This window comes from Iodobacter ciconiae (genome assembly GCF_003952345.1).
Taxonomy (GTDB): Bacteria; Pseudomonadota; Gammaproteobacteria; order Burkholderiales; family Chitinibacteraceae; genus Iodobacter; species Iodobacter ciconiae.
This window is the reverse complement of sequence record NZ_CP034433.1, coordinates 3,258,572-3,283,023: the sequence shown is the minus strand read 5'-3', so window position 1 is coordinate 3,283,023 and position 24,452 is coordinate 3,258,572. Positions and strand designations below refer to the sequence as shown.

Below are 24,452 nucleotides of genomic sequence, written 5' to 3'. Positions count from 1 at the left end.
TTTATGAAACGCCATATCCGTACCGTGATTGGACTCATCATTGCCATTATTTTGACTGGGCTGATTTTTCGGAAAACTGATGGCACCCAGCTTATCGCAGCCATAAAAAGCAGCAATCCGCTGTGGCTGCTTGCCGGATTAATCATTTTTTCGCTCGGGCTTATCGGCCGGGCAGCACGCTGGAGCAGCATGCTGCGTACCAGCAGCCCGAACGCCACACCGCGCGCCTGCTTACAACCCTTTTTAAGCAGCCTTGCACTCAACAATGTTTTACCTTTTCGAGCGGGTGATCTGGCCCGCGTTTTTGTATTTAACAAGACGCTCGGTACCGGCCCGGGCCAGATACTCGCTTCCTTATTTGTAGAAAGACTGCTCGATCTGGCCAGCCTGCTCTTATTTCTGGCACTCGGCCTGTGGGCCTTTGATATCCATAACCTGCCAACTTTGGGCAAAGTAGGCGCAAGTGGTACCGCGCTCATCGCCCTGCTGATTTTTGTGTTACTGGCTTTCCCCCGCTGGCTACAAATCTGTATTGATGGCGGCCTGCGGCTCATCCACAGGCTAACGCCCAATAGAGGACATCATCTGGCTGACGAAGCGGCAGACGCCATCAAACTGCTATCTGCCCTTGGCGGGAAACGCATTTTGCCGCTAATTACCATCAGCCTGATTGTATGGGGGTTAGAGGGAATCACTTTGTGGTGCGTCGCGCAAAGCATGCCGGGGCTAATCAATAGTGCGGGCGCATGGTTTGCCCTGCCGCTGGCCACACTGGCCACATTAATCCCAAGCACCCCCGGCTATGTGGGCACGTTTGATTACTTTGCCATCCTTGCCATGACACTAACGCAAAACGATACCGTACCTGCTACAGCTTTTGCCCTTATTGCCCACTTACTGATCTGGCTGCCCCCGACCTTAGCGGGTGGTATCTGGCTACTGATCACACGGAACAAAACATGACAAACCCGCCTACCCGAACTGCTATACAAACCCAGAACTTAACCCATCTTGCGGCTACCAGCGGACAGATTAATTCATGGAGTAAAATATGACGACCCCGCATACCCAAGTCGCCATCATCGGCGCAGGCTTTACCGGCCTCGCTGCTGCTTATGAATTAAGCCAGGCAGGCATCAGTGTTGTTGTTTTGGAAGCAGAAGCAGATATTGGCGGGCTGGCAGCCGCATTTGATATTGGCGAGCAATCGGAAAAGCTGGATCGCTTTTATCATCACTGGTTTACCAATGATCTGGAAGTTATACAGCTAATTAAAGAGCTTAACCTTTGCGACAAAGTAAAAATAAACCCTAGCAATACCGGTATGTATTTTGCCAACCAGTTTTTCAAGCTTTCCACCCCCTGGGATTTACTTAGATTTAAACCACTCGCATTCCCGGACCGAATTCATCTGGGACTACTCGCCTTAAAAGCCCGCAAAGTCGAAAACTGGCAGGAGCTGGAAAACAAAACTGCTGCTGAATGGTTACAGGAGTTAGGCGGAGAAAACGTTTATAAAATCGTTTGGGAACCATTATTACGCGGAAAATTTGGAGCAGTAGCCGATCAGGTTTCAGCGGTCTGGTTCTGGAACAAACTCAAACTGCGCGGCAGCAGCCGGGGTAAAGGCGGAGAAGAGCGGCTGGCTTACTTTAAAGGTGGATTTGTTGCTCTGGTTGAGGCACTTGCAGCCAAAGTTAAACAGCTTGGCGGCAAAATTCAAACCGGCAGCCCTGTTATCTCTATTGCACCGGCTAACGGCGGCTGGCTGATTAAAACAGCAAGCGGGGATATTCAGGCCGACAGAGTGATCTCTACGCCAGCCCTGCCACTATTAGCCAATATGATCGAAAACTGGGCAAGCCCGGAATATTTGACCAAGCTACGCCGCATTAACTACCTGGCCAATGTTTGTCTTGTGCTGGAGCTGGATCATTCCTTATCTGACACCTATTGGCTCAATGTAAACGACCCGAGCTTTCCCTTTGTAGGCGTAATTGAGCATACCAATTTCCAGAGCACTAAAGATTACGATGGCAAACACATTGTCTATCTCTCCAAATACCTGCCACACACCGATAAGCTTTATTTAATGAGTGATGACGAGCTGCTCGCCTTTGCCCTACCCCACCTAAAACGGATGTTCCCCAAATTTAAAGAGGCATGGATTAAAAAGCACCATGTATGGCATGCACGCTGGGCGCAGCCTGTAGTTGAAAAACACTACAGCCAGCTGATCCCGGCTTGCGAAAGCCCTAAACGCGGGCTGTTTTTAGCTTCAATGGCACAAATTTACCCGGAAGACCGGGGCACCAATTACGCGATTCGTGAAGGCCGCAGAATGGGACGACATTTAAGTGACTTAATCCAGCCCTGATTCAACCAAGATAAGCAGCCATTACAAAAGCCCTGAAAACTACACAGACCCAAATAAGTTGAACAGCATAAAAGTTAGGCACTCAAGGGCTGAGCTCTGCGCAGGGCTTAGCTCTTTTAATTTCAGCTTGATTCGGTCATGGTTGTAGTAGTGGATATACTCCACAATCCCTTTTTCCAGTTACTTAATGCTGCAAAATGTCTTCATTTCAACAAATCAGCCAATGAAGGCTGTGACCTTAATTCAAACACTATTTTTATGGCTTCTGCTACGCCGATTGGGCCTTGGCTTGAACTAAGGCATTGTGCTTTTTTATGTAGGCCACCTCTCTAAACGAAGGCGTTTGACTTATGCAATGAGTTTTTCACTACTGCGGGTTTCATCATCAATCGGCAGGGACTCAGTGTTATTCTTGGCGACGGGCATAGGTGATTTCTTTCGGCCTTTAGGCGCGGGTTCAAGGGCAACAATCCCGCCAGCGCGATACTGTGTAGTCCATTGGCTTAAGCAACCGGAGCCGCGGATATCAAAATAAGCGGCAGTTTCTTCCTTAGCAAGATGATTCTCTCACATGAGCTGGAACAGAGAGCTTGAATACGGCGTCGTAAGACTATGTTTGGGAGCTAAACCCGGTTCACCATGCTGGCAAAACGACATGACCCACCGGCAAAATAGGCTCGACCCAATGCCATATTACTTGGCCTGAACTACAAAAAGCTTGAATTGCGTTGTGTACCTGAATATAAAAACACCCCAAAAGTGCGGACGGGAATCCAACTTTTGGGGTGTAGTTCAGCATCCAACTCTTAGCCAAATAACTTGCCCTTTAGCATATCAAGTCCGGCCGCCAAAACATTATTACCTTCCGGCATTTCACCATTAGGTGTAAGTTTATCCACCAGCTGAGGCAGATATTCAGAAATTTTTCCGGCGGCATCAGTAGGATCAATTCCCAGCTTTTCTGCAACCGAAGCTACCATTTCGTTTCCAAGCACAGACTGAATTTGCTCACTGCTCACCTGTAAATTATCCCCAGTTCCTACCCAGGACTGAACCAGCTCGGATAAACCACCACTCTGAAATTTTTCCAGTAAACCGGAAACTCCACCCTGCTGCTCCAGAAGGCCTGATAAGGACTGCGCGAAGCCTTCCGGCAATTCTTTTCCACCTAATAATTGCCCAGCCAGCTGATCTATAAGTCCCATATGATTTACTCCATAAAATGTATAAACAGCTATTTTGCCCTAAAAAGGAAATAAGCAGTCAGGCCATAGTGAATCAAAACACCATTTTATCTAGAAGCCACAAGATCTAAGAAGTTTGTCCGGACAAATGTAAACACCCTACATTCATGTAAAAGCACTAATCACAGCGCCCTGACTCCGCAGACGGTGCAATAATCAACATTATCCCCTCTGTTGGTCCGACATTTTTACAGCAGCGTTGTCGTAGCAGGGCAGAACATGGGACAATTTGCGCATCTATTTTTTATTGCATTACCAAGGATTTAGCATCATGGCCCTAATCATTACCGATGAATGTATTAATTGCGACGTTTGCGAGCCGGAATGCCCGAACAGCGCCATCAGCCAAGGCGATGAAATTTATGTCATCGACCCCAACCTCTGTACCGAATGCGTCGGCCACTACGATGAGCCGCAGTGCCAGCAGGTATGCCCTGTAGACTGTATACCACTGGACCCTGAACACCAGGAAACCAAGGAAGAGTTACACAAAAAGTACCTGATTATCAGCGCATAAAGCATATTTCAAAGCGAAATGCACTGCTCCCGCTCCCGATAGCCTGGGGCTTGCGTTTCGCAAATATTGGCATCAACAGCAGCTTTTACATCTGCTCAAACCCTCCGAACGGCTTGGAGTCATTTAACCCACTGTCCCATTCCAGAGAATATTCAAATGAATCACCGCATTCTTTTTGTTGAAGATGATGCTGAACTGGCGGAACTGATTGGTAGTTATTTACGCTCGTTTGAATTTAATATTGAAGTATTGCCCGACGGCAGTAGCCTGGTTGAAGCAGTACGTGATAATCCGCCCTCCCTGGTTCTGCTCGATATTATGCTACCCGGTAAAGATGGCCTGACTCTTTGCCGCGAGCTGCGCGAATTCTGGACAGGGCCAGTTATTTTGCTCACCTCGCTCAATAGCGATATGAATCAGATTCTGGGCTTTGAAATTGGCGCTACTGATTATGTGGTAAAAACCACCCCTCCCTCGGTGCTGCTTGCCCGAATCCGGGCCCATCTGCGCAAAACGGCAGGCGGAACACCAATCGTATCGAATACCGCACCTGCCCCGGATCGCTCCACACTCAATTTTGGCCAGCTTTTAGTCGATTTGCGTAACCGTACGGCCAGTTATCGTGGTGAGGCGCTGGGCTTATCAACCGGTGATTTTGATTTACTCTGGGCTTTGGCCAGCCAGGCAGGTGATATTTTGTCGCGCGATCACTTGTTAAAGGTACTACGCGGGATTGAATATGACGGGATGGACAGAAGTATTGATGTAGCTATTTCCCGTTTACGCAAAAAACTGGATGACGATCCTAACGAGCCTCGCAAAATTAAAACAATTCGTCACAAAGGCTATTTATTTGCCACCGATATCTGGTGGCAGGAATAAACTTTTAGCCATCAAGCAAAGCACTTTTAACCTTTGATTTAGCCCGGATGCAGATCAAAGATCAAAAGTGCCAGATCCCCTTCCGCTCGCTAACAAACCCGATAGCTAAATATGCGCCAACTCTTTTTACGTTTTTATCTCACGGTGGTGGTTTGCTTTTTAGCCTCGTCCCTCGTTATTGATGAGATTTACACCAATGTGCTCGAAAGCAGTAATGAGCACTATCTCTCCGATATTTTCCAAACAACAATCAGCGTGATTGAATCCACCCTCGGAGATTTACCCCCGTCCATCTGGCATGATGAAGTAAAACGCCTCAAAAACAAGCTACCGCTGCCCGTAGAAATTGAAACACTCAACACCTACACGCTCAGCCCCAGTAATCAACAATCACTGGTAAATGGCGATATTATTTTTTTACAGAACCAGGATGTCTATCTGCACCGCATTCCCGGTACTGGCCTGATGGTTGTTCTCGGTCCTGTGCCCTATTTACAACGCCTGGATAGCTTTGCCTGGGCCGATCTAGTCGCCCTGCTTCTGATGTGCGCCGCCCTCGCCTTACCAACATGGCTATGGCTACGTCCACTCTGGCGCGATCTGCAGCACATGGCCAACAAAAGCCGTCAACTGGGAGAAGGTGACTTCACCACCCGTGTCACCTTAAATGAAAGCTCCACACTTAATTCGCTGGGAGTCACCTTTAACCGGATGGCTCACGATGTGGAAGAACTCACCGCTAGCCGTAAAGCCCTGATTGATGCGGTATCGCATGATTTACGCACTCCGCTGGCAAGACTGCGCTACCGGCTGGAAGCCATCAAAGGCGGGGCAGAAAGTGGCCAGCAAATCGTAGCGATCGAACGTGATTTAGGGCAGATCGACGAATTGATTGAAGAGTGGCTGACCATGTCGACACTGGATAAACCCCAGCTCAAGCTTGAAACCCAGCCCATTGAAATTCTGCCATGGCTTAAGCGCCAGATCAGTGAATTCAGCAGCCAGAACAAGATGACGCCCGAGCTGATTAATCTGTTACCCGGGAAAACACCTTTTCTAGAAGCAGATAATCACTACCTCACCCGGGCACTTGCTAATTTAATGAGCAATGCAAAGCGCTACGGCGGAACAAGCATCGTACTCACCATCGAATGGGTTAATGGTTTAGCCAAACTACATGTAGATGACAATGGTCAGGGAATCCCGGAATCCGAGCGGCAACGCCTCCTGCAGCCGTTCGAGCGGCTGGAAGTCAGCCGCAACCGCCAGACTGGCGGTTTTGGTCTGGGGCTAGCCATTGTGTCCATGATTATGCGTGGACATAACGGTGCCACCGTCATTAGCGACTCACCTTCTGGTGGGGCACGAGTCACACTATGCTGGCCATCTCCGCTCAGAAACACACCGTAAAACGGCACCTCGCCGTAAGACACGTACATAGTGTTACAGACTGCTACCAAGGGCTTATCGAGTTTTAAAGAAGAAGTGTTGATAATCTGTTTCATAGCAACGCCAATCACATACTTCCTCTAAGGACTAAACAAATGAACAAGCTTCTTGCCGTATTGCTCGCTACAGTTTTCGCTTCAGCTACTTCATTCGCTGCTGACGCTGCCGCTTCTACAGCGTCTACCGTTAAAACAGTTAAAGTAGAAAAGCACGCTAAGAAAGCTAAAGTAGCTCCAGCATCTGCTGCTTCAACCGTTCAAAAAGCTCAAGCCAAGAAAGTAGCTGCTTCTGCTGCTTCTACAGTACAAAAAGCTCAAGCGAAGAAAGCCGCTGCTTCTGCTGCTTCTACAGTACAAAAAGCTCAAGCTAAGAAAATGGCTGCTTCTGCCGCTTCTACCGTTCAAAAAGCTCAAGCTAAGAAAATGGCTGCTTCTGCCGCTTCTACCGTTCAAAAAGCTCAAGCGAAGAAAGCCGCTGCTTCTGCCGCTTCTACAGTACAAAAAGCTCAAGCTAAGAAAATGGCTGCTTCTGCCGCTTCTACAGTACAAAAAGCTCAAGCTAAGAAAATGGCTGCTTCTGCCGCTTCTACCGTTCAAAAAGCTCAAGCTAAGAAAATGGCTGCTTCTGCTGCTTCTACCGTTCAGAAAGCTCAAGCTAAGAAAATGGCTGCTTCTGCCGCTTCTACCGTTCAAAAAGCTCAAGCGAAGAAAATGGCTGCTTCTGCTGCTTCTACCGTTCAGAAAGCTCAAGCTAAGAAAATGGCTGCTTCTGCTGCTTCTACCGTTCAAAAAGCTCAAGCTAAAAAAGTTGCTGCTTCTGCCGCTTCTGCTGCTAAGTAATAGTACTTGCTGTACCAAAAACGGGGACCTAGGTCCCCGTTTTTGTTTTTCTGCAAAAGATTGATTTCGATAGGGAACAGATCATTTTATTTCCTATCCAAATCAACCTTCTCTCTTTTTAGAAAAAAAATTAATGAAACATATCCTCCTGATAGCCCTGGCGCTTGGCTTAGCTAATCATGCTTTTGCACTAAACAATACAGAAAAAAAAGCCCTATTCTTTGGTGCTGATAACCGTGTTTTTGTTGAAGCCCCCTACGCTGCGCCTTTTGCCGCCATTGGCCAACTGGAAACAATAGCAGCCAGCACCTGTACGGCCACCTTAGTTGCACCTGATTTAGCCATTACCGCTGCTCATTGTTTTTTAATGGAAGCAAAAAAGCTAGATGCAGGCCGCTGGTTTAAAACAGGCTTTCATAAGAGCGAATATCAGGCTCGCTATCAGGTCCTATCACAATCGTTTCATCCTCGCTTTAAAAAAGGCCTGGTTTATAAAGGCGAGGATGTTTATATCCAGGACTCTGCCGCCGCCTATGATATTGCCTGGCTAAAATTAAAATTAATCGATGGAAAAGCACCTCCCCCCCTGCCTTTATTTAAGGGCAGTAAAGCAGAATTAAAAGCCATTATCACAGCCAGCAAGTCCTTGGCAAACCAAGCCGGCTTTGCTGAAGATCACGACACCGAGTTAACTACACACACAGATTGTAAGATCACTCGCTTACGCCCAAACAATACAATTTATCATCGCTGCGACACATTATCCGGTGATTCAGGATCTCCCATTTGGCTTAATACCAGCGCTGGCCCACAGATTATTGCAGTTCAAAGCTCGGCTCCTGACTGGTTTAATCGTAAAAAAGCCGATAACGTCGGTGTAACAGTCTTGCAACTACCGCCTAAACCCTGATAATTACGACTCAAAGGCAAAAAGGTAGAGAAATGGATATCAAAGCTTATATGCAGCAAGTGGGCCGCGAGGCCCGTGCAGCCAGCCGCCATATGGCAAAAGCGGATACGCAGATTAAGAATCAGGCATTAAATGCAATTGCCGATGCACTGCTGCGCGATGCGAATGCTTTGCTCGCTGCTAATAATCGCGATATGGAGCAAGCCAAGCAAGATGGTTTAGAGCCCGCCATGCTGGATCGACTGCTGATTACGGCTAAGACAATTGAAAGTATGGCCGATGGCCTGCGTCAGATTGCCAGCCTGCCCGACCCGGTTGGCGAGATGGGCGATTTCAAATTTCGCCCATCCGGTATCCAGCTGGGCAAAATGCGCGTGCCTTTGGGTGTAATTGGCATTATTTACGAGGCCCGCCCAAATGTGACCGCTGATGCTGCCGGTCTCTGTATTAAATCGGGCAATGCCACTATTTTGCGCGGTGGCCGTGAAGCCTTTCATTGCAATCAAGCCATCGCTCTCTGTGTAAGCGAAGGCCTGAAAGTCGCAGGTTTACCAGGCACTGCCGTACAAATTATTGAAACACCCGATCGCGCCGCCGTAGGCGAGCTGATCACTATGAGCGAATTTGTTGATGTGATCGTGCCGCGCGGTGGTAAGGGCCTGATTGCCCGTATTGCTGCAGATGCCCGCGTGCCTGTTATTAAGCATTTAGACGGCATTTGCCATGTGTATATCGATGAGGAAGCCGACCCGGTAAAGGCAATTGCCATCAGCGACAATGCCAAAACACATCGTTATGGCACTTGCAATACCATGGAAACACTGCTGGTACATGAAACCGTTGCCGAACTGATTTTGCCGCCACTGGCCGAAATCTATGCAGCTAAAGGCGTTGAGCTGCGTGGCTGCGCCAAAACGCTGGCCGTATTGCCACAAATTAATGAGGCGACGGTTGAGGACTGGGCCACCGAATATCTCGCGCCTATTCTAGCCATTAAAATCGTCAGTAATTTAGACGAAGCCATTGAGCACATCAATACCTGGGGTAGCCATCATACCGATGCGATTGTTACCGAAAATTACACTAAATCACGGCAATTCTTGCGTGAAGTTGATTCATCCAGTGTAATGATTAATGCCTCCACCCGCTTTGCGGATGGCTTTGAATATGGCTTGGGGGCAGAAATTGGCATATCTACCGATAAAATTCATGCGCGTGGTCCGGTTGGACTTAATGGCTTAACCAGCGAAAAATGGATTGTTTTCGGCAACGGCGAAATTCGTAGCTGATGCAGCAGACGCTGGGCATTTATGGCGGCACTTTTAACCCGGTGCACTTTGGGCATTTAGCCTTAGCTCATACCTTGCAAGATACCTTTGCTTTGGGCGAAGTCCGGCTTATTCCAACGGGCGTACCACCACACCGGGCACCAGATGTAAGCGCTACGCAGCGTCTGGAATGGCTAAAGCTTTCTTTAATAGGCAAGAAAAACCTGGTTACTGATGACAGGGAAGTAAAAAAAGGGAAAGTTAGCTTTACTTTTGACACCCTGACAGAATTACAACAAGAGCAACCGCATAGCCTGTTGGTCTGGCTGATAGGAGGCGATTCATTCGCTCATCTGCCAAGCTGGTACCGATGGCAAGAGCTGCTGGAAATAGGGCATCTAGTCGTTGCCAATCGCCCCGGTTTTAACAAGCTTCCGGTAGAAATCGCAGGGGAATTTGCCAAACGCCAGGTAGAAGCTTCGCCACAGGCCCTGGCTCAGGGTAAAATCAGCGTTTTGCCTCTGCCACTAATGTCCGCGTCATCCACTTTGATTCGTGAGAAGCTTGCGCGCGGCGAAGATGTAAGCGATCTAAGCCCGATTGCCGCGATACTGCAACAATCGGGCCTTTACTATAAAAACACTTAATGTGTTTTTATACTTTGAAATGCCGTCTCGCCCCGCTGTTTATCAGCAAGGCAAAACAACACTGCTATTGCGGTATCTTGGCAATAGCCACTTTTTACTTTGGAAGCACATAATAATGGCAATGAACGAATACACTCAAGCAATGCGCGCACTTGCGATCACGGCACTGGAAGACATCAAGGGCAAAGACATTGTTGATATGGACACCACAGAGCTAACCGATCTGTTTGATTGCATGATTGTTTGTACTGGCGACTCAAACCGCCAAGTTCGCGCACTGGCTAATAATGTAGCCGTTGATCTGAAAGCAAAGGGCTTTGAGATCATGAGTACCGAAGGCCACGAGTCAGGTGAATGGGTACTGGTTGATGCAGGCTCCCTGATTGTTCACGTGATGTTACCTCCGGTACGTGATTACTACGATCTGGAACAACTCTGGGGAGGCCAGAAACCTACATTCAGTCCGCTCGGCAAGCCTTGGAGCGCTGTATAAAAAGGATATTTTCAGCCTTGGGGCCCTGTTTTAAGGGCCCTTCCCCTTGGCAATGGAGCCGCTTAAATGATTGTTTTATCGCTCTTGCGCCGCTATCCTGTGGCACTGCGAACGTTCCTTGCAGGGGTAGTGCTCACCGCTTGTGTACAGGTCTGGCTCAATTTCCAGCATCAGAACCATGCACAAACTCAGCTCAATCATCTTGCCCTCATTTATGCAGAGCGAATTGAATCCAAATTAGATGCAGAAATTAATATTCTGCGAGGAATACAAAACGCCTTTATTGCAAACACTAACCTAAATAAAAAAACGTTCTCCACCATTTTAAAACAGCAGAATATTCAAGGACGTTTCCCTGACTTTATCTCTGTACAGTTTATACGGGAAATTGCCTCATCCGATATAGATGTCTATATTCATCACCGCAAACTTGATAACCCTGCTTTTAATATCAGCCTCTCCTCCCCGCGTGCTGTTTACCAAATCATCGATTTTATTTTTCCAGAGCATGCTGTATTGCACGAGCCTGAAGGTTTTGAAATCAGCCATCAAACAGCCAATTTAATTGCAATAGAATATGCCAGAGATCAGGGCCGTGGCGTAGCATCACCGGCCTATGCCTTGCAGGGATATAAGAATGCCTCGCTTGGCTTTGCCATTCGCTTCCCCATTTACTCTCCCAACAAACCGCTCAATAATCAAAAAGAAAGGCGTTCAGCATTTATTGGCTCATTGGGTGCGACATTTACAATTGATAAAATGATTGCATGGCTTGGAAATGATGTAGAAAAAAATATTCGCCTTCAGCTGCAAGACACCGGAACGACATCCGGTTTAAATAAGACAGAAAAAAGTAAAATTATTTATAAAACAAAATCCCTTTCCAACCGCAATAATGAACTGAATGCAAATGCTTTAATTCAATTTCCCGGCAGGCAATGGAAACTAAGTCTATTTGCCCCTGCAAGTATTTTTCCAAGGTACAATGCTTTAGATTACTTTATCTGGATCCTTGGTTTTACACTGTCCATATTTATTGCAGTTCTCCTGCAAAGGCAACGTAACAACCGTGCATCAGCACTCGATCTGGCAGAACAAATCACTCAGGATTTACGCAAAAATAAACAACATTACCAACAAGTTGCCCAGCTTACTGAAGACGCTCATGATTTAATCATCAGCCGGGATTTAAACGGCAAAATTATTTATGCAAACCGTGCTGCCCGTATTTATTTTTCAGAAAGCACACCTGTTTTGCTGGGGAAAAACAAGCCACTTTTACTTTCTGCAGAATTGGCAATTAATGAAATACCAATCCGGCAAGAATGCCAGCACAGACATACGGATGGTGAATTGCATTTTCTGGAGTTAACACTTTTCCCACTTTACAACCAGGAAGCTGTCCATTCTGGATCGGCCATGTTTGTGCACAATATTACCCAGCACAAAGAACTCATGATCGAGTTACAAAAAAGCCGGGAACGTTTCTCGGCATTGCTAGAACTGGCTGCAGACTGGTATTGGGAGCAGGATAAAAATTTCCGATTTACTCAAGTATCAACCGGATTCTTTAATTTATACTCTCTGAATCAAACATCAGTCATTGGTCATCAGCGCTGGGAGTTAAGCGATGGTTGCCTGTCCGCAGAAGAATGGCGTGCTCACCAATCATTGCTAAAGACCCTCCGAAGCTTTCGTGATTTTATTTACACCTTAAAAGTGGGAGCCAGCAACATGATTGTCCGTGTTTCCGGACAACCTTTTTTTGACGAGCAAGGAGAGCTGCAGGGTTACCGTGGAATTGGTTATGACATTACTGCTAGCAAAAACAATGAACAGGCTATTCAGCTGGAACAGCAAAGAATTGCCTCAATATTAAACTCAATGGCTGATGGCGTCATTACTACTGCATTAAATGGTGATGTTGAATTCATTAATCCATCCGCCATTCAATTGCTCAATTGCCGCACAGCAACCAGTATAGGAAAGCACATCAATCATATTTATCAGGTTATTTCTCCAAAAGACCAGAATCCATTGATTCCACTTTTTTCAATGGCTTTAGATTCAATAGAAAAAAACACCCCATCAAGAACAGTATTGCTCAATACCCATAAGCAATCTTTGCTTATTCAAGAATCAATCATCCATTTAAAAAATAGCACAGGTACCCTTATCGGGTTTGCTTTAATTATCAGACAAATTTAAAACCGGATAATAGCTATAACAGCATATAGATAGAATAATTTTTAAATTTACTCATTTATCATTATAAAAGCAAGAAAGCATATGCCAAGGAATAAAAAATCACCGAATATATTTGAAATATTTTATAACCGGATTCGTGGGCATTTACACTTTAAAGACAAAGCATCAAGCCATATTTACAGCAATTTAAGCTGGTAGAATACATAAAGGATCCCCTGATTGATGCAGCCATCGCACCGGACAATATAAGCACCCAAAAACAGATAATCTCATATAAAAAAACCGCCCCCCAAGGCTTCTTACATATACCGGGGGTAAAATAAAGAGGGCAGCTACTCACTGGGATCTTGCAATAAATCCAAAGGCAGTAAGCCATCAGCCACAACATCATCCAAAGCTGCCACAATCTGCGGATCAAACTGAGTGCCAGAGCGCTCTCTTACGTAGGCCATCGTCTCGTCCAAGGTCCATGGCTCTTTATAAGGCCGCTTATGCAGCAACGCATCGAACACATCAACCAAGGCCACAATCCGGGCCGAAAGCGGAATCTCATCCCCTTTAATCCCTAAGGGGTAACCGTTACCATCAAAGTGCTCATGATGCCCGCCTGCTATTTCAGCACCCAGCGACAAATAGGTTGTCCCCTCAACCAGAGCAACGGTTCTGGCCAAAATCCCAGCGCCCATTGGGGAGTGCTGGTTCATAATTGCCCGCTCTTCCTCTGTCAGCCTGCCAGGCTTAAATAAAATATGATCCGGTGTGCCCACCTTACCTACATCGTGCAAAATACTGGCCATACCCACCATTTCTATGAATGCATTATCCATTTGTTCTGGAAAAGCATTTTTAATCTTTAATCTGCCGACAATAGCGTCGGTTAGCCTTTGTACTCGCTGCACATGATCACCAGTAGTCTGGTCTCGAAACTCACCTAAATCAGCCAATGCCATCACGGTGGCTTCCTGAGAGCGACGCAATTGCTGATACAGATAAATATTATCCATTGCAGCAGAAATACGCTCACAGAAGATGTCCAGTAAATTTCTATCTACAACTTCCAAAGGCCAGGGAGGCGAGAAATGCACAACAAAATCATAACTATTTCGGCCTGCAATATATAAAACTTCATAGGGGTAATCTGATTGACTGCATTTATTTTTTAATGCGGTATTCATAGCAAGTAATAAACGGCTGTCTTCCGGCAAGCCATTTCCATCTAAAAGCGGTGTAAACGGGCCAGTGGCAGCAAGCACTTCAAAATTTTGCTGATTATTTCTGGACTGGGCGCAAAGCATGCCGTATTCGCCCAAATTTAAAATAGCCCCCACCTGTTTTAATACTCCAGAGGCGAACTCTTTTAAAGACTGTAATTGATAAAGATTAGCTGCGCCTTCTAATATTTTAGCTAAGCCCTGGCTGCTTTTTTCTAAAGCATGCAAGCTTTCAAAACTGCGCAATGAAGCAATAACTGTTGTGAAGACTTTATTAGCAACCAGTTCAGTCTTGGTTTTGTAATCATTGATATCGTACTCAAGTACAACCTGTTGTTCCGGCGCGTGCCCGGGCTGGCCTGTACGTAAAACAATCCTTACTAGCTGATTGCCCAATTCACCCCGAATACGCCGTACTAAACGTAGGCCGGCATCATCGGTTTCCATCACCACATCCAATATTGCCAAAGCAATATCTGGATGCGCAGAAAAAGCATCAAAGCCCTCCTGTCCTGAATAGGCATGTAGTATCTCCAGGCTGCGCCCTTTAAATACTATGTTTTTTAAAGCCAAAAGAGTAGCGCGATGCACATCGGGCTCATCATCCACAATAAGCAGCTTCCACGACTGCCGGCCAAACGAACCAGCAGGCAATGAGTCTTGCTCATCATCTTCGAGCATCCAGTCTTCATCATTATCCAGTGCCATTTCTTTTCCCAGAGTTCAAACAACTGCATACGCGACGACACCACAAACTCAAACCGGTCTAACTTATTGTTCAATTTAAGAATAGAGCCCTTAACAAGCATTGCCAAGCCTTGATCATCACCATAATCCATTATTTCAATAAACATACATTTCACTGAATCAGCAGATAATGACAAAACGACGATTCACCTGAAAAACGGCGGATTAAATCATCATTCCCAAGTATTTTTCCTGCAGATACCGGGTTACTGCGTGCGCGAAAATACCGAAAAGCAATAAACCGAAGCCGCCCAATAAAATCTTTTACAAGAAATAAAACGCCAGTCACGCACCAGCAGTCACAAATTTTAATAAATCAAATCGTGGCAATCATGACATCTACGTCCGCCAACTTTTAGATTACGATTACAATAGAGGCTAAATTCATACCGAGTCTCTATCATGGCTGTTTACCAATTACTCACTTCCCGCTTTGCTGCTGCACTGGCCCAGGTTGGCGCTCCCGATGCCTCTCCTAATATTCAAGTGGCCTCCAAACCAGAATTTGGTGACTACCAGGCTAATGGAATTATGGGTGCTGCAAAGGCCCTAAAGACCAACCCACGCGCCCTGGCGGAGCAAGTGCTGGCCTGTGTTGATCTGGCAGGCATTGCTGATAAGCTGGAAATTGCAGGCCCCGGCTTTATTAATATCACGCTTAGTAATGAATTTCTGGCGCAAACCCTAAGCAGCCAGCAGGCCGATGCCCGGCTGGGCACGGGCGCCGCCCAAACAGAAACCGTGGTGATCGATTATTCCTCACCCAATTTAGCCAAAGAAATGCACGTAGGCCATTTGCGCTCCAGCATTATTGGCGATTCGCTGACACGTATTTACAGCTATCTGGGCCATAAAGTGATTCGCCAGAATCACGTTGGCGATTGGGGCACGCAATTTGGCATGCTGACTGCCTATATGCTGGAAAATGAAAACCAGGATAACGAACTAGCGCTGGGTGATCTGGAAAGCTTTTACCGCGCTGCCAAAGTACGCTTTGATGCCGATCCTGCCTTTGCCGATTTGTCCCGTGAATATGTAGTAAAACTACAATCGGGCGACGCTCAGGTGCGCGAACTATGGCAACGCTTCCTGAATATTTCCATGCAGCATTGCGAAGATGTTTACCAAAAACTAGGCCTGTTGCTGACCCGTGCAGATGTAAAAGGTGAATCCTCGTATAACGACGATTTGCCAGTGGTGATCAATGATCTACGTGCCCAAGGCTTACTCGTCGAGAGTCAGGGTGCACAAGTCGTATTCCTGGATGAATTCCGTAATAAAGACGGCGATGCGGCAGCCTTTATTGTACAAAAACAAGGCGGTGGTTTTCTTTACTCCACCTCTGACTTAGCCACCGCGCGCTATCGCACCGGCGTGCTGGGTGCCAGCCGCATTCTGTATGTGGTTGATGCCCGTCAGGGCCTGCATTTTCAGCAGCTGTTTACCGTGGCCCGCAAAGCAGGCTTTGTACCGGCCGACACGCATTTGGAACACGTCGCCTTCGGCACCATGATGGGCGACGACGGCAAGCCGTTTAAAACCCGCAGTGGCGAGCTGATCAAGCTGGTGGATTTACTCACCGAAGCAGAAAGCCGTGCTTTTGATCTGGTGAGCAGCAAAAATCCGACGATGGACGAAGCCACTCGTAAGCATATCGCCCATGCGGTCGGCATTGCGGCAGTGAAATACTCTGATCTATCCAAGCATCGCACCAGTGATTATGTATTCGATTGGAACAGCATGCTGAGCTTTGAAGGCAATACCGCGCCGTATCTGCAATATGCTTACACCCGTATCGCCAGCATCTTCCGTCAGGCTGGAACAGTTGATGCCAACGCCAAAATCGATTTAATCGAGCCAGCCGAGCACGCACTTGCGCTTACCCTGGTGCAATTCCCAGATATCTTGCAACAAGCCGCAAGCGACACCTGCCCGCATGTTTTATGCAGCTATCTGTACACCCTTGCCACCCGCTTCTCACGCTTTTACGACGCCTGCCCGGTACTTAAAGCCGAGGGTGAGATCCGCAGCAGCCGCTTAGCCCTTTGCCAGGCCGCAGCAAAAACCATGCAGACGGGTCTGGATTTACTGGGGATTGAAGTACTGCAAGAGATGTAAAATTTGCGGCACATCATCAGGACGCAGGAAAGAGAATCCTTCCGTGCAAAAAAAAAGCACAACTCAAATGAGTTGCGCTTTTTTTATATTCAAAACAGTAAAATCAACCGCGGCTATTTACAATCAAAAGGTGATAGCCAAATTGTGTTTTTACCGGGCCTTGCACTTCGTTCAATGGCGCACTGAAAACCACTTTATCAAATTCTGGCACCATCATGCCTGGACCAAACGAGCCCAGATCACCGCCTTGAGCAGATGAAGGGCAGCTTGAGTGCTTTTTAGCGACGGCAGCAAAATCAGCACCGGCCAGAATTTCTTGTTTTAATTCTTCGCATTTGGCTTCGCTGCTAACTAAAAGGTGGCTTGCTGTCGCTTGTACCATATCTAAAACTCCAAAAAAGATGACGCCACTTCAGGCATCATAAAAAAGCGCTAAGCGCGTAGGTTAGAGGCAGATATGATGCCTTTATGGTCAATTTCAAGTAAAAACATAAAGAAACATCGCAAAAAGTTATCATAACAAGGCTTTTACAAGATAAAAAACCAAGTGTCATAAAATAGCTTGCCCTTCCCCTCAATACACCGTGGCACCCCGATGAATAGCCAAAAAATCCGTTTTTTTCCGCCAAAAAATTCCCTCATTCGAATGCCTGCCCGATTGCCACGATTGCTGCGGCCCTGTCACGACATCCAGCGAAGAAATGGCCCGCCTGCCGCGTAAAAGTGTGGCAGAACAAACCCATGCACTAGAAAACCTAAGCTGCCCGCACCTCGCCGATAAAGGTTGCACAGTCTATTTAGAACGCCCGTTAATTTGCAGACTGTTTGGCACAACCCCAGCCCTTGCCTGCCCTCATGGCAAACAGCCAGAAATGATGATTGATAAGGCGATAGAACAACAGATTTATCAATTTTTCAAAGAAACCCGCCAAGTTCTTGTTTAGATAGATAAACAGTGGTAACTCACAGCAAAATCCACACCCAGGAACTATGCTGACATAGGCCCTGTACGAGGATTTTCCTTTTGATTAGCAAACTAAAAATCAAAGTCTTACGCCTTCTCGGCATCTCGCTATTAGTGGCCGTTGGCTTTGGCTCGTATTTTTCCTACCAGATACTCTCTGAAAAATTTACGCAATTTGAAAAAAGAAGCATTCGCAGCGACTTAGATGTCGCTAATTTATTGATCAACGAGCAATTAATCACCCATAAAAAATTTGTGAATGATTATTCCGTCTGGGATGATACCTATACTTTTATGGGCAATGGCAATACAAATTATATTACTTCGAATTACACATATGAAGCAATCAGCAACATGGGAAATGATTTCATATTATTAATTCACCCCGATGGAAAAGTTGCGCTTAGCGCAATTCTTAGTGATTTTCTCGGTCTTCCCCCTGGGCAATCAATCATTAACTCAGGCAGCAATGCAACCAACACGCTTTTAAAAAAATTAAATCTCAAGAAAGAAATGGCGGTTAACAAATCACGATCAGCAATATACTTTATAAATAATCAAGCTTTTATTATGGCATTTGCACCTATTATAAAAAGCAATGGCAGCGGCCCACCAGTAGGCATGAGTATTATGGGCAGGCATATTAATGCCAGCAGGCTGGCTCATATGCAGGAACTTAGCCGGACCCCGTTTAAAATCCTGCCGCCAAACGGCAGTGGAGAAAACATCATATTTGACCATCAAAGATACAGTGCAACACGGTTAACTAAAGATGCTATCCCATTTACTATCAGCATAGACAGCACACGCCCCTTATATAAAGAAGGACAATTTGCATATATCCTGCTACTCATTAATTTAATTTCCGTGTGGGCTATATCTTTAGTTCTGGTCATGCTTGGCCTGGGTTATTTAGTAATTAAACGTATTACGTTATACAGCCAGAAACTGCATAGAATTCGTTTGGGAGATTTCTCGGACGGACGCCTGCCACATTCAGGTATTGATGAAATAGATTTTCTTGCGCTCTCTGTTAATGAGTTACTTGATGAAATAGAAAACCAACATCATAAATTAATCAGAGACGCATTAAATGATCCGCTCACCTCGCTAGGCAACCGCAACCGTTTAAATGAGCAATTAAAATTATCACTAAGCTTATTACGCAGAAAATCAGTAAAATCCATTTGCCTATTATTAATTGATTTAGATGGCTTTAAAATGATTAATGATGTGCATGGACACCCTGCCGGAGATCAATTACTCATTGTACTTTCAAAAAGAATCATGGATACCATCCGTGAAAGTGACTGTGCAGTACGACTGGGGGGGGATGAATTTGCAATTCTGCTCACAAATCCACAAAACATCACACTTGCAGAACAAATCACCGAACGCATTCGCATACAGCTTTCTTTACCGGTTGAATTTGGTAATAAATTATTGCATGTATCTGCCAGTATTGGTCTGGTTTATTTAGAAGAAGATATTAGCCCGGATATGCTTCCTGAAAATTTATTAAAAAAAGCAGATATTGCGATGTACCAGGCCAAGCAGGCTGGCCGAGACAGAGTGGTTATTTTCGATCAGCAAATGGAATTTTTACTTGCCGAATACGAGAAAATAGAAAATGATTTGCGATCAAGTGTAAATGATGAATTAATTGACGTCTCATTTCAACCTATACTCTCTGCAGATGGAAAGAAGCTTGAATCCCTGGAAGTGCTAGGTCGCTGGTTTCACCCACAACTCGGGCTTATTAGCCCGGATCGCTTTATCCCTATTGCAGAAAATTCACGATTAATTCGGCGATATACTTTGGGGGTATTAAAAAAAGCCTGCATGGTTACAAAAATGGAATATGCTGTTTATCCTGATTTGCATTTATCGGTTAATATCAGCGTACAAGAAATACTGGAAAATGGTTTTTTTGATGATTTACATGCCATCCTGCTAGAAACAGACTATCCACCACACTTACTGAATCTAGAAGTAACCGAATCCCTGTTTGCTAAAAACGAAGCTGAATTAATAATACCTATGCAGCAGTGCTGCGAATTAGGAATTAAATTTCATATTGATGATTTTGGCACAGGTTATTCTTCTTTGGCTCGTTTACATACATTGCCAATAGATATGCTAAAAATAGACAGAACCTTTGTAAAAAGAATTGGTGAAGGTGGAGAAACACTCATCAGGGCTGTAATAGAAATGGCGCATGGTTTGAATATGAAAGTCATCTGCGAGGGCGTAGAAACTATCGAGCAAGCTCATTGCATTACCGAGCTGGGAGGAGATTATATTCAGGGTTATCTTTATTCAAGGCCGATGGCTATTGCGGAACTCTCAATGTGGCTATATAAATTTACACATAAAAAAACAGACCTAAAGAATCTTCCTTAAGTAAATGGCTAAATAGGTGGCAATTAAATAAAAAAACGGGCATAAATGCCCGTTTTTTTATGCCAAAACAATCAATCAGGCGATAATTGCTTTTGCCTTTGCCACTGCGTTTTCTACCGTAAAGCCAAAGTGTTTAAACAATTGGCCGGCAGGTGCAGATTCACCAAAAGTATCCATACCTATTACATCACCTTCCAGGCCCACGTATTTGCGCCAGAAATCAGATGTACCCGCTTCAATCGCCAGACGCGCAACGCCACGCGGCAAGACTGCAGCTTTATACGCTGCGTCCTGGGCATCAAACACATTAGTTGATGGCATAGACACCACACGGGCAGCGATGCCCTCTGCTGCCAATGCTTCGGCCGCTTTCACTGCCAGCTCCACTTCAGAGCCCGTTGCAATCAGAATGACAGCAGGATTAGCCACATCTTTTAAGATATAACCGCCTTTCCTGATATTGGCGATAGCGGCTTCATCACGCACCATAAACATCAAGTTTTGGCGGCTGAAAATCAGAGATGACGGTGTTGCCTTTTGCTCAATGGCGTGAGCCCAGGCCACCATCGATTCTACGGTATCGCATGGACGCCATACATGGTGATTAGGGATGCAGCGCAGGGTTTGCAGTTGCTCTACCGGCTGATGCGTTGGGCCATCTTCACCCAGACCAATCGAATCGTGGGTGTAAACGAAGAGATTGTTGGTCTTCATTAGGGAGGCCATACGCAGCGCGTTGAGCGCGTATTCGCAGAACATCAGGAAAGTTGCGCCATAGGGGCGGAAGCCGCCATGCAGCACCATACCGTTCATGATGGCGCTCATACCAAATTCACGCACGCCATAGCTGATATGGTTACCGATCAGCTCATTGCCTTCACGCTTCAGTGAAACGCAGCCTTTCCAGTTAGTCAGGTTGGAGCCGGTCAAATCAGCCGAGCCACCCAGTAATTCCGGCACTTGCGGCGCATAGGCATTCAGCGCGTTTTGGGATGCTTTACGTGAGGCGATTGTTTCTGCCTTGGTATTGGCATCGCTCACCGCAGCTTTCACCACATCTTGCCAATTTGCTGGCAATTCATTGCTCATACGGCGTTTGAATTCTGCAGCTTCCGCTGGGTAGGCTGCTGCGTACTTAGCAAACAGGGCATCCCAATCGGATTCTAAACGCGCGCCAGATTCTTTTTTGTCCCAGCCTGCGTACACATCGGCAGGGATTTCGAACGGGCCGTGGTTCCAGCCAATGGCAGCACGGGTTGCAGCGATTTCAGCATCGCCAAGTGGCGCGCCGTGGCAATCGTGGCTGGCCGCTTTATTTGGCGAGCCTTTACCAATAATGGTTTTGCAGCAAATCAGTGTTGGTTTGTCCGTTACCGCTTTAGCCGCAACAATAGCTGCATCCAGCGCATCTACATCGTGGCCGTCTACTGATAACACATGCCAGTTGTAAGCTTCGAAACGCTTAGGGGTATCGTCGGTAAACCAGCCTTCTACATGGCCATCGATAGAAATACCGTTGTCATCCCAGAATGCAATCAGCTTACCCAAGCCCCATGTACCAGCCAGTGCGCAGGCTTCATGGCTTACGCCTTCCATCAGACAACCATCGCCAAGAAATACATAGGTGTGGTGATCAACGATATCCAGACCCGGCTTGTTAAAATCGCGTGCCAGCAGCTTTTCTGCCAGTGCAAAACCAACCGCATTAGTAATACCTTGTCCCAGCGGGCCAGTCGTGGTTTCTACGCCCGGGGTGTAATGCACTTCAGGATGGCCCGGGGTTTTGGAATGAAACTGACGGAAGTTTTTCAGGTCATCCAGCGTTACATCGTAGCCAGTCAGGTGCAGCAAAGCGTATTGCAGCATGGAGCCGTGCCCGTTGGATAAGATAAAACGGTCACGATCAGCCCATTGTGGATTTACCGGGTTAAAACGCATATGGTTGCCCCACAGCGACAAGCCGATCTCCGCCATCCCCATAGGCATGCCCGGGTGGCCTGAATTCGCTTTTTGAACTGCATCCATTGCTAAAGCGCGGATTGCATTTGCCAGATCGTTACGCGTTGCCATATCTTTTCCTTGTGTGCATTAAGGGTGAAACGATGCAAAAGCGCGGCACGGCCCTTCCCCTGCCTGGGGATGGCTCGATGTGCCGTTTCATTTCTCAGGGAGTTAAACCTATCATCATTGAATCTTTTAGAGCGTTGCTGATCGTTAATAAGTATCAATCGCTACCGCTATTATCACCGGGTGGCTGTGTTCACAACAATATCAAAATACCGCATTGTTTTTAACACGAGATAACGCGCATAGCGTTGAGCTGGCTCAAAGTGTTAAGGCGGGCTTTCGCCCGCCTTAAATTAAACATCAAACGAATTAAAACCCGTAGCTAAACTCACCCAAAATCATACGGAGACAACCTCTCCGTATTTCAAAATTTGGGTTTTAAGCCACTATTCCAAAACATAAGTCCCAGGAGCCGCCCCTTGCTGCGGGTGAGCCCGGCTGGATAACTTAGGTTTTACCTGCTTCCCGCACTGCGGCCTGAGCCACTCTACCCAGTTTGGCCACCAGGACCCTGCTGCCTTTTTTTGTCGCGCTAAAAAGTTATCGGCACTTTCACCCGCTTCAGGCACGCCTTGCCAGTAGCTACGTTTGGATGTTGGGCCAGGCGCATTAACAATCCCAAGAATATGGCCAGATGTAGAAAGGGTGAAGGTAACATCTCCGCCGCTGCGATCAGCCAGAGTATAAGTCTGCCGCCAAGGGGCAATATGGTCCTCTTCTGCGCTCACCATAAAGAGCGGCTGTTTAATCTGGCCTAAATCGATTTTTTGCCCGGATATTTCTAAAGCATCCGGTTGAACGAGTTTATTTTTCCAATATAATTCGCGCAAATACGTGCGGTGCATTTTCATTGGCATCCGGGTGGAATCCATATTCCAATATAAAACATCGAATTCACTGGGCGTTTGGCCCAGCAAATAATTATCCACCCAGTAATTCCAGATCAGGCTATTAGAGCGCAGCATTCTGAATGAAGCCGCCATATCTTTGCCATCCAGATAACCTTTTTTCTCCATCACGCTATCAATAAAATCCAGGCCTTCTTCATCCAGAAAAACTTCGATATCGCCGGGATATTCAAAATCAGTCAGTGTAGTCAGTAAGGTGGCAGAAACCACAGGCACCTTGCCCGGCATCTGCCGGTTTGCCCAAGCCAGATAAGTTGCAGCCAGCGTGCCACCAAGGCAATAACCCAATAAATGCACCTGCTCACTGCCGCTGATTTCTTGCGCCACTTTAATAATTTGTGCCACACCATCGCTCAGATAATCATCAAAAGTCACATCTCGCATGCTGCTATCGGGGTTTTTCCAGCTGGTGATAAACACCGAGAAACCTTGGTCAACCAGATACTTCACCAGACTTTTTTTCTCATTGATATCAAGGATATAGTACTTATTGATCCAAGGAGAAACCAGAACCAGCGGTACGCTGTGCACCGTGGGTGTCGTGGCTTCATAGTGCAGCACTTCAAGCAAACGCCCGCGGTAAACGACCGAGCCCGCAGTTGTGGCCAGATTTTCACCCACTTTAAACGCATCCATATCAGTCATGCTGATATCACCACGCGCCTTATCTGCTTTAAAGTTTTTGAAACCTGCTACCAGACTTTGGCCATTCGTACTCAATGCCTTGGCAATCGCAACCGGGTTTGTTAACAAAAAATTGGTGGGGGCGACCGCATTCAGTACCTGCCTTAGCCAAAAAGCACTGCGGTTACGCTCGTGCTCGCACATATCCGGCGTGGCATAGAGGGTGTCTTGCAGCCAGTGGGTATTTAGCAAATACCATTCTTTAATGCCATCCCAATAAGGGTTATCGTTCCAGATCGGGTCAGCAAAGCGTACGTCTTCCGGGTGCGGCGAAAAAACATCGCTATCGGCCTCACCCCAGAAGCGCCGTGTCATAAAGGTTTGCCACTTGGTTACATCACTCACATAACGAAACAGTGCACTGGATAAAGCCTGTGGATTTTGCAACCAAGCTTGCTGGGCTTTGGCAGCGCTGGCCATTAAACCAAAGGGATCGGTAGATTGCCCTAATTTATGCTGTAAATCAGCGTAACGCTGTGATTGTTCTGCAAGAAAAGTAAACTCTGCCATTGCCAT

The 24,452-nt window shown here is 46.5% G+C and carries 19 protein-coding genes and 1 pseudogene; 14 read left to right on the top strand and 6 right to left on the bottom strand.

All coding sequences use genetic code 11. From position 1 onward, the window contains the following. Window positions 1–3: 3 nt before the first annotated feature. Together EJO50_RS14425 and EJO50_RS14420 are read left to right on the top strand one after the other, a co-directional pair. On the top strand, window positions 4–963 hold the full coding sequence (locus EJO50_RS14425; RefSeq protein WP_125975320.1) for a lysylphosphatidylglycerol synthase transmembrane domain-containing protein: 960 nt from the start codon (window positions 4–6) through the stop codon (window positions 961–963). 88 nt (window positions 964–1,051) lie between these two features. Beyond that, window positions 1,052–2,377: an NAD(P)/FAD-dependent oxidoreductase gene (locus tag EJO50_RS14420; protein WP_125975318.1), complete on the top strand. Its 1,326-nt coding sequence runs from the start codon at window positions 1,052–1,054 to the stop codon at window positions 2,375–2,377. 39 nt (window positions 2,378–2,416) lie between these two features. Here the strand turns inward: EJO50_RS14420 and EJO50_RS14415 are convergent. Then, window positions 2,417–2,554: pseudogene (locus tag EJO50_RS14415) on the bottom strand (IS3 family transposase); the annotation flags it as partial. Window positions 2,555–3,183: 629 nt separating this feature from the next. Then, entirely contained in the window at window positions 3,184–3,582 is a 399-nt protein-coding gene (locus EJO50_RS14410; protein ID WP_125975316.1) for a YidB family protein, read from the bottom strand. A gap of 310 nt (window positions 3,583–3,892) precedes the next feature. On the opposite strand from EJO50_RS14410, the gene EJO50_RS14405 reads away from it, so the two are divergent. The 9 genes from EJO50_RS14405 (at window position 3,893) to EJO50_RS14365 (ending at window position 12,834) form a co-directional block, all read left to right on the top strand. Then, window positions 3,893–4,138, top strand: a complete 246-nt coding sequence (locus tag EJO50_RS14405) for a YfhL family 4Fe-4S dicluster ferredoxin (protein ID WP_099399701.1) — start codon at window positions 3,893–3,895, stop codon at window positions 4,136–4,138. Window positions 4,139–4,294: 156 nt separating this feature from the next. Beyond that, window positions 4,295–5,020 carry a two-component system response regulator RstA gene (rstA, locus tag EJO50_RS14400; protein ID WP_125975314.1) on the top strand — a complete coding sequence of 242 codons (726 nt, stop codon included), beginning with the start codon at window positions 4,295–4,297 and terminating at the stop codon, window positions 5,018–5,020. A 111-nt stretch (window positions 5,021–5,131) separates the two neighbouring features. After that, complete coding sequence (locus EJO50_RS14395) at window positions 5,132–6,430, top strand: ATP-binding protein (RefSeq protein ID WP_125975312.1); 1,299 nt, start codon at window positions 5,132–5,134, stop codon at window positions 6,428–6,430. Between the two features lie 134 nt (window positions 6,431–6,564). Next, window positions 6,565–7,308 carry a histone H1 gene (locus tag EJO50_RS14390; RefSeq protein WP_125975310.1) on the top strand — a complete coding sequence of 248 codons (744 nt, stop codon included), beginning with the start codon at window positions 6,565–6,567 and terminating at the stop codon, window positions 7,306–7,308. 133 nt (window positions 7,309–7,441) lie between these two features. After that, window positions 7,442–8,218, top strand: coding sequence for a trypsin-like serine peptidase (locus EJO50_RS14385; RefSeq protein WP_125975308.1), 777 nt, complete (start codon window positions 7,442–7,444; stop codon window positions 8,216–8,218). A 32-nt stretch (window positions 8,219–8,250) separates the two neighbouring features. Continuing rightward, window positions 8,251–9,507: a glutamate-5-semialdehyde dehydrogenase gene (locus tag EJO50_RS14380; RefSeq protein WP_125975306.1), complete on the top strand. Its 1,257-nt coding sequence runs from the start codon at window positions 8,251–8,253 to the stop codon at window positions 9,505–9,507. Beyond that, entirely contained in the window at window positions 9,507–10,133 is a 627-nt protein-coding gene (gene nadD, locus EJO50_RS14375; protein WP_125975304.1) for a nicotinate-nucleotide adenylyltransferase, read from the top strand. The genes EJO50_RS14380 and nadD overlap by 1 nt, the downstream gene beginning before the upstream one ends. A gap of 121 nt (window positions 10,134–10,254) precedes the next feature. Further along, a complete protein-coding gene (gene rsfS / locus EJO50_RS14370) occupies window positions 10,255–10,626 on the top strand; it encodes a ribosome silencing factor (protein WP_373280534.1) in 372 nt (123 codons plus the stop codon). 66 nt (window positions 10,627–10,692) lie between these two features. Further along, the gene (locus tag EJO50_RS14365; protein ID WP_125975300.1) at window positions 10,693–12,834 is read left to right on the top strand and encodes a CHASE domain-containing protein; all 2,142 of its coding nucleotides are present in this window, start codon (window positions 10,693–10,695) and stop codon (window positions 12,832–12,834) included. Between the two features lie 332 nt (window positions 12,835–13,166). Here EJO50_RS14365 and EJO50_RS14360 read toward each other — a convergent pair whose 3' ends face one another. Further along, window positions 13,167–14,753 (bottom strand): response regulator, encoded by a 1,587-nt coding sequence (locus EJO50_RS14360; protein WP_125975298.1) that lies wholly within the window; start codon window positions 14,751–14,753, stop codon window positions 13,167–13,169. 441 nt (window positions 14,754–15,194) lie between these two features. On the opposite strand from EJO50_RS14360, the gene argS reads away from it, so the two are divergent. Beyond that, complete coding sequence (gene argS, locus EJO50_RS14355; RefSeq protein ID WP_125975296.1) at window positions 15,195–16,910, top strand: arginine--tRNA ligase; 1,716 nt, start codon at window positions 15,195–15,197, stop codon at window positions 16,908–16,910. A 103-nt stretch (window positions 16,911–17,013) separates the two neighbouring features. Here the strand turns inward: argS and EJO50_RS14350 are convergent, their stop codons facing one another. Beyond that, a complete protein-coding gene (locus EJO50_RS14350) occupies window positions 17,014–17,292 on the bottom strand; it encodes a peptidylprolyl isomerase (RefSeq protein ID WP_046350621.1) in 279 nt (92 codons plus the stop codon). A gap of 319 nt (window positions 17,293–17,611) precedes the next feature. Between EJO50_RS14350 and EJO50_RS14345 the strand changes: the two genes are divergently transcribed. Together EJO50_RS14345 and EJO50_RS14340 are read left to right on the top strand one after the other, a co-directional pair. Beyond that, window positions 17,612–17,854 carry a YkgJ family cysteine cluster protein gene (locus EJO50_RS14345; RefSeq protein WP_233702101.1) on the top strand — a complete coding sequence of 81 codons (243 nt, stop codon included), beginning with the start codon at window positions 17,612–17,614 and terminating at the stop codon, window positions 17,852–17,854. A gap of 80 nt (window positions 17,855–17,934) precedes the next feature. Next, window positions 17,935–20,277, top strand: a complete 2,343-nt coding sequence (locus EJO50_RS14340; RefSeq protein ID WP_125975292.1) for a bifunctional diguanylate cyclase/phosphodiesterase — start codon at window positions 17,935–17,937, stop codon at window positions 20,275–20,277. A gap of 75 nt (window positions 20,278–20,352) precedes the next feature. On the opposite strand, the gene tkt is transcribed toward EJO50_RS14340, so the two are convergent. Both tkt and EJO50_RS14330 read right to left on the bottom strand, forming a co-directional pair. Continuing rightward, window positions 20,353–22,347: a transketolase gene (tkt, locus tag EJO50_RS14335; protein ID WP_125975290.1), complete on the bottom strand. Its 1,995-nt coding sequence runs from the start codon at window positions 22,345–22,347 to the stop codon at window positions 20,353–20,355. A gap of 383 nt (window positions 22,348–22,730) precedes the next feature. Further along, window positions 22,731–24,446: a PHA/PHB synthase family protein gene (locus tag EJO50_RS14330; protein ID WP_233702099.1), complete on the bottom strand. Its 1,716-nt coding sequence runs from the start codon at window positions 24,444–24,446 to the stop codon at window positions 22,731–22,733. Window positions 24,447–24,452 lie beyond the last annotated feature (6 nt).

Bases quoted from the DNA above. Each gene is read 5' to 3' on its own strand.
- nadD (WP_125975304.1), top strand. From the start codon at position 9,507: ATGCAGCAGACGCTGGGCATTTATGGCGGCACTTTTAACCCGGTGCAC.
- argS (WP_125975296.1), top strand. From the start codon at position 15,195: ATGGCTGTTTACCAATTACTCACTTCCCGCTTTGCTGCTGCACTGGCC.
- EJO50_RS14390 (WP_125975310.1), top strand. From the start codon at position 6,565: ATGAACAAGCTTCTTGCCGTATTGCTCGCTACAGTTTTCGCTTCAGCT.
- EJO50_RS14385 (WP_125975308.1), top strand. From the start codon at position 7,442: ATGAAACATATCCTCCTGATAGCCCTGGCGCTTGGCTTAGCTAATCAT.
- EJO50_RS14380 (WP_125975306.1), top strand. From the start codon at position 8,251: ATGGATATCAAAGCTTATATGCAGCAAGTGGGCCGCGAGGCCCGTGCA.
- tkt (WP_125975290.1), bottom strand. From the start codon at position 22,347: ATGGCAACGCGTAACGATCTGGCAAATGCAATCCGCGCTTTAGCAATG.
- rsfS (WP_373280534.1), top strand. From the start codon at position 10,255: ATGAACGAATACACTCAAGCAATGCGCGCACTTGCGATCACGGCACTG.
- EJO50_RS14365 (WP_125975300.1), top strand. From the start codon at position 10,693: ATGATTGTTTTATCGCTCTTGCGCCGCTATCCTGTGGCACTGCGAACG.
- EJO50_RS14425 (WP_125975320.1), top strand. From the start codon at position 4: ATGAAACGCCATATCCGTACCGTGATTGGACTCATCATTGCCATTATT.
- EJO50_RS14410 (WP_125975316.1), bottom strand. From the start codon at position 3,582: ATGGGACTTATAGATCAGCTGGCTGGGCAATTATTAGGTGGAAAAGAA.
- rstA (WP_125975314.1), top strand. From the start codon at position 4,295: ATGAATCACCGCATTCTTTTTGTTGAAGATGATGCTGAACTGGCGGAA.
- EJO50_RS14360 (WP_125975298.1), bottom strand. From the start codon at position 14,753: ATGGCACTGGATAATGATGAAGACTGGATGCTCGAAGATGATGAGCAA.
- EJO50_RS14330 (WP_233702099.1), bottom strand. From the start codon at position 24,446: ATGGCAGAGTTTACTTTTCTTGCAGAACAATCACAGCGTTACGCTGAT.
- EJO50_RS14420 (WP_125975318.1), top strand. From the start codon at position 1,052: ATGACGACCCCGCATACCCAAGTCGCCATCATCGGCGCAGGCTTTACC.
- EJO50_RS14345 (WP_233702101.1), top strand. From the start codon at position 17,612: ATGGCCCGCCTGCCGCGTAAAAGTGTGGCAGAACAAACCCATGCACTA.
- EJO50_RS14350 (WP_046350621.1), bottom strand. From the start codon at position 17,292: ATGGTACAAGCGACAGCAAGCCACCTTTTAGTTAGCAGCGAAGCCAAA.
- EJO50_RS14395 (WP_125975312.1), top strand. From the start codon at position 5,132: ATGCGCCAACTCTTTTTACGTTTTTATCTCACGGTGGTGGTTTGCTTT.
- EJO50_RS14405 (WP_099399701.1), top strand. From the start codon at position 3,893: ATGGCCCTAATCATTACCGATGAATGTATTAATTGCGACGTTTGCGAG.